This is a genomic window from Candidatus Desulfatibia sp., from assembly GCF_036446775.1.
Taxonomy (GTDB): domain Bacteria; phylum Desulfobacterota; class Desulfobacteria; order Desulfobacterales; family UBA11574; genus Desulfatibia_A.
Genome location: NZ_JAZFTO010000290.1, coordinates 1 through 5,360, shown reverse-complemented (window position 1 = coordinate 5,360; position 5,360 = coordinate 1). Strand labels below are relative to the sequence as shown.

The following is a 5,360-nucleotide window of genomic DNA, read 5'->3' as shown; positions in this document are numbered from 1 at the left end:
AAAAGTACGCCTCGGGCGAAAACTCTTGCTTGTCCCGCCATAGCCCTTTTCTAAGGGCGACGGCGGATGCGGCCTTGCGACTTCGCCAAGGCTTCGCCGGCACAAGTGCTCATCGAAAAAATATCTCATTTATGAATTGGAAACTCCTTAGTGCTCCAATGTATTTATGGATGGGTACTAATTAAAAATTCCAAGTTTCCGCACAACTTCCGGATACCGAGTTGTTTTTTTTAATGGCTGTAATTCATCGGTGTGTTGCAGAACCGGACATATCTCTGCTTGCTAAGAACCTCAAACATACTGATTTTATAAAAGCATTAATACATATTGATAATTTAGTCCTCAAGCTTGCATGTAAGGGAGTGGTAAAATAAAGAAACCATTTGGGAATCCCGTAAAACGGCGAAAACGATCATACCAATAAAAAGCGCGCAGGTAAAGGATTTAATAAGAGCGCCCTAAGGCTGGGGAATCATTGGGGGTATTGCCAGATAGAAGACCAGGCGGTTTGCCGGACCTATAAATTCGGACGGTATAAATCCTTTCCAGCAGCAACCCATCCAAGGATTATAACTGCAAACAGGAAGATATAGGGGACAAGGCGATAATAACTTTTTCAAAACCCGCTTGTTCTCTGGTGGCTTTTCTTATAAGATTGGAAATACCGCGGTTATGATTTGGATCCCCAATCTTCTATTTTTGGGAATGCATGCTTGAGACAATAAATCTACTATTTTTGCAAGCCTTTTCTGGTTCAAGATATTGTGTCTTATCCTATCGTCTATCCTGATTAATCGGAGGATTTTCAAATGGCCAAGAAACCAACCTATGAAGAATTAGAACAGCGGGTTAAAGAGTTAGAGAAAGCGGTTGCTGATCGCAAGAACGCCGAGGAGTCGCTAAAAGAAAAGATGCATTTGAACAAAATCCTCCTTGATGCTATGCCTTGTGTAGCTCTCCTAATTCGTCCAAAGACCCGTGAAATTGTTCTTTCTAACGAAGCTGGGAGAAAGGCTGGCGCTGTTCCAGGAACCACCTGTTATGAAACTTGGGCGCAAAGGAATGAACCGTGTCCATGGTGTTTAGCTCCGGAAGTTTGGGCGACAGGTAAGCCTCAACATCTGGAAGTCAAAACTTTTTATATCATATGGGATGCTTACTGGCACCCAATTAATGAGGATTTATACTTACATTATGCCTTCGATATAACAGAAAAACGGAAGATGGTAAAAAAACTTCAGCAAACTCCAAAATAAAAAGCTATTGGCACTATATCTTATGCTATGGTCTTTTGAACGAAAATTCAAGATAGCCTGGAGGCATCAAAAAGTAAAAAAAATAATAAAATCGCTTGACATGCTACATTGTGGTATTGTATTTAATGCAACAGCCATAATCAACCCCATAGTCATTTATGGCTTCCATTCTGATTTTGCTTTTAGTATAGGCGGTTCATCCATGCCAGTGAACCGCCTATACTATTTTAATGATTTGTCTTCCTGGGTATCCCGAAAGGGTTTATTGATTGTAACAGCATATAAAAACGCTTTTGAAAAAGCCGGGGCAATCTGTAGAGTTGAAGAATATGAAATAGTAGATTCAAAAAAGCTTTCAAAACGAGTTACATCTAAAGTCCCCTCTTCGCTCCCTGCAGAAACCGCGTCAAAACCCCAAGTTTTAAACAAAGGAAGAAATGTAGATAGAAATGACGATTGAAAACAAAAGCCAATGCTGCCATGCAAGATAATAAAAAAAGATGCTTGTCAAAAGAGCAGAAATGCCTGTCTTGTGGTGCAGGGCCGGATAGCCTCCGCCTCCTGAACCCTAAGGGGGAGGAAAGAGGCGGGGTACGTAACTTTTCTTACCGCTGTGGAAAATGTAAACAATACTTTAAAGAGTATTGGATAAATGGAAAGCTGAAAATGGTGGGGGCTGCCTGAAGCGGCCCGCAGTTCGGTTCAGTTGAACCTGACAGATAAAAAAATCCGAAAACCACTTCAGAAAATTCTGTCCATTCATAAATAAGCAAATAACTATTTCAAACCTCTTTAGCAGTTGGAGTTCAGGGACTCATTTTAATTGTTCTATGATAGCGAGAATTTCAGATTCTTATAAAAATTCTTGATTTACAACCGAATTAAGATTCATTAAGAATGAAAACAGCATATGTTTCGTCCTATTTTGCATTTAGGCCTGCATTTCATGGTACCCGGAATGGTGTCCAGGCTTCTGTTTTCAGATCGATGGAAAACAGCCTGGATGGTGATGATGTCAGCCATGATCATCGACTTGGATCATTTATTAACCAACCCCATATATGATCCAAATCGCTGTGGGATAAACTTTCATCCCCTGCACTCGCTGCCGGCTATAGCTGTGTATGCACTGCTTGCTGCGGTACCAAAGACCCGGCTCTTGGGGTTCGGGTTGGCAATTCATATCATTGTGGACGGCTTAGATTGCCTCTGGATGAACATTATTTAATTTGGGGGGCCTAAAAAAGGGGGCGCTTAATACTACAGCGGCATTTTTTTGTAGACATCTAAAATCAGATGGTGTATAGTGGAAATCATAAGGGCGTATGAAAGAGTCACAGAGCGGTTATCGAGAGACCAGATCAAGCCAATATCGGTTTTGAACTGTAAAGGAGATTTGCGCCCTTTTACTACCCAGACATTATATCGTAGAAAACCGATGTTTCACACCATCAATACAGAACCAATTGCCGGAGACCTAAAAAAGTTAGGGCCGGTGACATTGAAATTAGCCCATGAGCAGACATTAGAGTCGCTCTGGGGCCAGCTTGTCAGCCAGTACCATTATTTGAGCTATAGAAAGCTTTTGGGGCATCGCTTAAAATATCTTGCTTTCATAAAAGATCGCCCGGTTGCTGCTTTATCCTGGAGTGCCCCTGCCTTGAAACTTCGCGTTCGTGATTATTTTATCGGATGGTCCGACAAGCAGAGAAAAACCCACTTGAATCGAATAGCGAATAATAGTCGCTTTCTGATTCTTCCATGGGTCCGGGTTCCTAATCTGGCTTCGCATGTACTTTCTCTTAGCATTGGCCAATTAAAAAAAGATTGGCCGGAGCATTTTAAAACAGAACTGATGCTTCTGGAGACCTTTGTTGATCCACGCTTTTTCAAAGCCATTTGCTATAAAGCCGCCAATTGGAAATTTATCGGTCAAACCAATGGGTACACAAAACAAGGAAAAGGATATATCTATCATGGCGACGTCAAGCATGTATATGTTTATGTGTTAGATCCAAAGTTCAGAGATATCATTGATTGTCAGCAAAAGCCCTGTGATCCCTTTCAGCGCCCCCCACAATCACAGAAAAAAGTGGAGGATTTACAGATGCTTTTAAAACATTGTCAGTGGCATCCCGACCTGGTCCCGAAGATGGATCTTACTGAAAAAGATCTCGCTTTAATGGCTGATGAACTGGTAGCATTCCATGAGCAATTCCACAACTGTTTGGGCCGAATAGAACACCAGCGTCTGGGGTTGGCCTATATGTCCGGGCTCATCAGCAATGTGAAAGGCAAATCGGTTGAGCCGATCGCCCTTGAGTTTTTGGATCCAAACGGTGTTCGATCGCTACAGCGTTTTATGAAAAACTACCGTTGGGATCATGAAGCCATGGAGGCAGCGCATCAGGCTATTATGGCTAATATGATTGGCAGCCCTGATGGCATGATAAATATTGACAGCTCCGAGTTCATCAAAAAAGGCAAAGAGTCCGTTGGTGTTGCCAGGCAATATTGTGGTGCTGCCGGTAAAGTCGATAATTGCCAATCCGGCGTCTTTGTCGGTTATTCAAGTGAAAAAGGCTATGGTCTTCTGACCAGCCGGCTCTATATGCCCGAAATCTGGTTTACTGATGAATATGCCAAAAGGCGCAAAGACACCTGGGTTCCCGAAGACCTTGTCTTTCAGACGAAACTTCAAATTGCTCTTGATCTTATCAACCAGGTAGTCGGATCAAATCTTTTCCCTGCAAAATGGCTTGGCTGTGACGCCACATTTGGATCGGATTTGATTTTTTTACAATCACTGCCGGAATCACTCTATTACTTTGCCAGTATTCGTTCGGATACATACGTTTTTCTCGAAAAACCCGAAGTAGGTTTACCGCCTTATAAAGGCAGAGGGCCTTATCCTAAAATATTGCGCGTACTGCCGGGTGAACCGCAAGCACATACGGTTGCTCAACTTGCTCGATCTGAAAAACTTTCCTGGAAGTCCGTCGTTTTAGCAGAAGGATCAAAAGGGCCTATTATCGCTGAAGTGGCCCGCATTAGGATTTATCTGTCTCGAGATGGACTTCCGGAAGAACAACCTTTATGGCTGTTTATCCGGCGCAACTCTGATGGCCAGTTGAAATATGCTTTATCCAGCGCGCCGGAAGACATACCTTTCTCCGAGTTGTGTAAAGCTTCAACTATGCGTTGGCCTATTGAACAATGCTTTAAAGAAGGCAAAGACCAGATCGGTATGGATCATTACGAACATCGCTCTTGGCCGGCTTGGCATCGCCATATGATTTATGTTTTTCTTGCATTACATTTTCTATTTCGTTTGAGAATCAGGTTTAAAAAAAAGCCCCCTGTCTGACGTTGCCACAAGCAAGAAGACTGGTAGCAGCTATGCTTCCTTATCATTCAATTGAGCGCTCATATGCCTTGGAACTAGTAAAATACCATACTGATCGTAATTATATCGCTCAAAAGTCACATAGAAAAAGGGCAATCGCTGAAGCTATTTTATTAAAGATTAATGTGTCGCTGTAGTACTAGGAATTATGCTGATTATTTCGCTGGTAAAATAACATTTCCGATTTACAACATGGATGGTCAGGTTCACGGCATTATCGGCAGACGACCAGACAACCGCAAAAATGCCATCCAATGGCTAAAACAGAAGACAGAAGACACCTTCATCACCACAAAGGGCTGGCTTTACGGCATCGACAAAGCCCACCGCTATATCAGGCATTACAAGACAATCATCCTGGTTGAGGGCATCTTTGATTATTTCGCGTTTTACAAACTGCTCCAAGACATGGACAAACCGATAATCGCTTCCACCCTGGGCTCTAACCTTACGGACGAAGCAAGAGGTATTCTCAAAGGGCTCGGCGTTGAAAACTTCATCGTGGCTTACGACTGGGACAGCGCCGGGAGGAAAGCGATCAAGCAGATAGCAACCGATGTCGCTGGCCGTGTATATTACCTGGGCGGTATGATCGGGGCTCCCCAGGTCCAGAACCGTCTCGCCTTCTTGGAGATCGCTCCGCAGGTGCGGGTTTCCTACGCCGGCAAAGGAGGCCACCGCGCCGGCGGGGGCACGGT

The 5,360-nt window shown here is 43.5% G+C and carries 5 protein-coding genes; all 5 read left to right on the top strand.

What is annotated here, in order from left to right; genetic code table 11:
• Positions 1 to 809 precede the first annotated feature (809 nt).
• A complete protein-coding gene (locus V3S16_RS13695) occupies positions 810 to 1,256 on the top strand; it encodes a hypothetical protein (RefSeq protein WP_413885866.1) in 447 nt (148 codons plus the stop codon).
• 7 nt (positions 1,257 to 1,263) lie between these two features.
• Entirely contained in the window at positions 1,264 to 1,716 is a 453-nt protein-coding gene (locus tag V3S16_RS13690) for a hypothetical protein (RefSeq protein WP_413885864.1), read from the top strand.
• Positions 1,717 to 2,166: 450 nt separating this feature from the next.
• Positions 2,167 to 2,484, top strand: coding sequence for a DUF6122 family protein (locus V3S16_RS13685; protein ID WP_413885862.1), 318 nt, complete (start codon positions 2,167 to 2,169; stop codon positions 2,482 to 2,484).
• Between the two features lie 78 nt (positions 2,485 to 2,562).
• Positions 2,563 to 4,623, top strand: a complete 2,061-nt coding sequence (locus V3S16_RS13680) for an IS701 family transposase (protein ID WP_413885860.1) — start codon at positions 2,563 to 2,565, stop codon at positions 4,621 to 4,623.
• Between the two features lie 231 nt (positions 4,624 to 4,854).
• Positions 4,855 to 5,360: toprim domain-containing protein (locus tag V3S16_RS13675; RefSeq protein ID WP_413885858.1), on the top strand; the 506-nt coding region annotated here is incomplete at its 3' end.